We start from the raw sequence: 3067 nt of genomic DNA, 5'->3' as shown, positions 1-3067 counted from the left end.
AGCTTGAACTCGCGGCTGAACTTCCTTCGTTGCATCGATCACTCCGGTTGATGAAAACACCTTATCTCGGTGTCCATCAAACCGGCAGCAGGCCAGGGGGCCTTCTCTCTGCAATGGATTGAAAGCGCGGTGGGTCGATAGCCTGCCGCGCTTTTTTGCAGGTTGGGCGTATGGTCGTTCCGCCTGCCCACGCCTAAGGTGAACCCCGTAAGTTTCACCAAGGCCGATCAGACTTGCCGCGCGGATCACAGGAAAACCGGATCATGTTGAATATGAAAGCGCTCGCGCGCCTGGGCCTCTGGCCCTTGCTGGCCTTCACAACCTTCATGGCGCTTTCGCCCAAGCCGCCTGCCACGCCGCTCGACCAGATGGGCGACAAATTTACCCATATGACCGCCTTTGCCGTGCTGACGCTGGTGGCCCGGATCGGCTATCCCATGACCTCGTCCTTGCGGGTGCTGGAGCGTATGGCGCTGTTTGGCGCGCTGATCGAGGTATTTCAGGCGATCCCAAGCCTGCACCGCAATTGCGACTGGCGCGACTGGGTGGCTGATATGGTGGCAACGAGCGCGATGCTGGTGATCCATGGCATTGTGGCGGGGCGGCTGCGGCTTTCGTCCCGCGCATAAAAAAAGGGCGGGCCTTGCGGCGCCGCCCTTCTTCTTTTGCACTTCAGCGATCAGAAGAAGCCGAGCTTCTTCGGGCTGTAGCTCACCAGCAGGTTCTTGGTCTGCTGATAGTGGTCCAGCATCATGCGGTGGGTTTCGCGGCCAATGCCCGACTGCTTGTAGCCACCGAAGGCGGCGTGGGCAGGATAGGCGTGGTAGCAGTTGGTCCACACGCGGCCCGCCTGAATAGCGCGCCCAAAGCGGTAGCAAGTGTTGATGTCACGGCTCCACACGCCCGCGCCAAGACCGAACATCGTGTCATTGGCGATGGCAAGAGCTTCCTCAGGGGTCTTGAAGGTGGTGGTCGACACCACCGGCCCGAAGATTTCCTCCTGGAAGATGCGCATCTTGTTGTGGCCCTTGAACACGGTGGGCTTCACGTAATAGCCACCGGCCAGATCGCCGCCGAGCTGGCCCGCTTCACCGCCGATCAGGACTTCTGCGCCTTCATCACGGCCGATGCCGATATAGCGCAGGATCTTTTCCTGCTGCTCCTGGCTGGCCTGCGCGCCGATCATGGTGGCCATGTCGAGCGGGCTGCCCTGCACGATGGCTTCGACGCGCTTGAGGGCGCGTTCCATGAACTGGTCGTAGATCGATTCCTGAATGAGGGCGCGCGACGGGCAGGTGCAAACCTCGCCCTGATTGAGCGCGAACATCACGAAGCCTTCGATCGCCTTGTCGAAGAAGTCATCATCGGCGTTGCAGACGTCGGCGAAGAAGATGTTGGGCGACTTGCCGCCCAGTTCCAGCGTAACCGGGATCAGGTTTTCCGAAGCATACTGCATGATCAGGCGGCCGGTGCTGGTTTCACCGGTGAACGCGATCTTGGCAATGCGCTTGGACTGGGCCAGCGGCTTGCCGGCTTCGAGGCCGAAACCGTTGACGACATTGAGCACGCCGGCGGGCAGCACATCAGCGATCAGATCCATCAGGACGAGGATCGAGGCCGGGGTCTGCTCGGCAGGCTTGAGCACGATGCAGTTACCGGCGGCCAGTGCAGGCGCTACCTTCCATGCCGCCATCAGGAGCGGGAAGTTCCACGGAATGATCTGCCCCACAACGCCCAGCGGTTCGTGGAAGTGATAGGCGGCGGTGTCATGGTCGATCTCGCCGATGCTGCCTTCCTGAGCGCGGATGCAGCCTGCGAAATAGCGGAAATGGTCGATCGCGAGCGGAACGTCGGCGGCCATGGTTTCGCGGATCGGCTTACCATTGTCCCACGTCTCGGCGGTGGCGAGAAGGGCAAGGTTCTGCTCCATCACGTCGGCAACCTTGAGCAGGATGCGCGAACGTTCGGCAGGCGAGGTGCGGCCCCAGGCGTCCTTGGCGGCATGAGCGGCATCAAGCGCCAGTTCGATATCATCAGCGTCCGAACGGGCTACCTGACACACCACCTTGCCGTTGATCGGCGAGATATTGTCGAAATAGCGACCCGCGCGCGGGGCCACCCACTTGCCACCGATGAAATTTTCATACTTGGCGGGAAACGGCGCTACTGCGCCAAGGCGATCAGCCGATACGGCGTCCATCTTGCAAGCTCCTCTCGATTCACCAGCATCGGGCGCTGGGACTACGAGAAAGGTTTTCACCAATTGTCAGACAGACGAAATTGGCCATTGGGATAAGGGCCGCAAGATTGATGAAATTCCAAGGACTTCAGACGCAACAAACCCCTCAGGTTTTGCCCGAGGGGTTTGTTATGCGACCTTACAGGTCGCCATTATGAATGGGTTCGATCCAACCTTCACAACCGCAGACGATAATGCCTGGCGACGACCTACTCTTCCAACGCTTGAGCGTTAGTACCATTGGCGCGGTCAGGTTTCACGGCCGAGTTCGAGATGGGATCGGGTGGGGCACTGACGCTATGGTCACCAAGCAATATGGTCTGCGGTTGCTTAATCGGGTTTTTGATGCCGTGCTTTGCGCCAATCTTGCGATCAGACGCCAATCTTTCAGATGTATTCCGGCTCGAGCCATCGCCCTTGCCGTCGCACAGGTCTCGCGCTTCCCCTCGGGTAAGCGCAGGACTGATATTGACAGTGCAGGTTCTCAAGCATGAACAGAGTTATTAGGACCGGTTAGCTTCATGCGTTACCGCACTTCCACACCCGGCCTATCAACGTGATGGTCTATCACGACTCGATGAAGTCTTATCTTGAGGGAGGCTTCCCGCTTAGATGCTTTCAGCGGTTATCCCGTCCATGCATAGCTACCCTGCTGCGCTCCTGGCGGAACGACAGGTACACCAGAGGCATGTTCATCCCGGTCCTCTCGTACTAGGGACAACTCCTCTCAAACTTCGACGCCCACGGCAGATAGGGACCAAACTGTCTCGCGACGTTCTGAACCCAGCTCACGTACCACTTTAATTGGCGAACAGCCAAACCCTTGGG

At 59.1% G+C, this 3067-nt stretch carries 2 protein-coding genes and 2 rRNA genes; 1 reads left to right on the top strand and 3 read right to left on the bottom strand.

Annotation, left to right across the window (positions count from 1 at the left end; translation table 11 throughout):
• The first annotated feature begins 263 nt into the window (after nucleotides 1–263).
• On the top strand, nucleotides 264–629 hold the full coding sequence (locus tag BGP00_RS05200; RefSeq protein WP_292694477.1) for a hypothetical protein: 366 nt from the start codon (nucleotides 264–266) through the stop codon (nucleotides 627–629).
• A gap of 50 nt (nucleotides 630–679) precedes the next feature.
• Here BGP00_RS05200 and adh read toward each other — a convergent pair whose 3' ends face one another.
• From adh to BGP00_RS05185, 3 genes are all read right to left on the bottom strand, one after another.
• A complete protein-coding gene (gene adh / locus BGP00_RS05195) occupies nucleotides 680–2200 on the bottom strand; it encodes an aldehyde dehydrogenase (RefSeq protein WP_168603062.1) in 1521 nt (506 codons plus the stop codon).
• 235 nt (nucleotides 2201–2435) lie between these two features.
• Nucleotides 2436–2550: ribosomal RNA gene (rrf, locus tag BGP00_RS05190) — 5S ribosomal RNA — on the bottom strand.
• A gap of 173 nt (nucleotides 2551–2723) precedes the next feature.
• Nucleotides 2724–3067: ribosomal RNA gene (locus BGP00_RS05185) — 23S ribosomal RNA — on the bottom strand; the annotation flags it as partial.

It is taken from the genome of Novosphingobium sp. 63-713, from assembly GCF_001898925.1.
Lineage (GTDB): Bacteria > Pseudomonadota > Alphaproteobacteria > Sphingomonadales > Sphingomonadaceae > Novosphingobium.
This window is presented reverse-complemented; position numbering and strand designations above follow the sequence as displayed.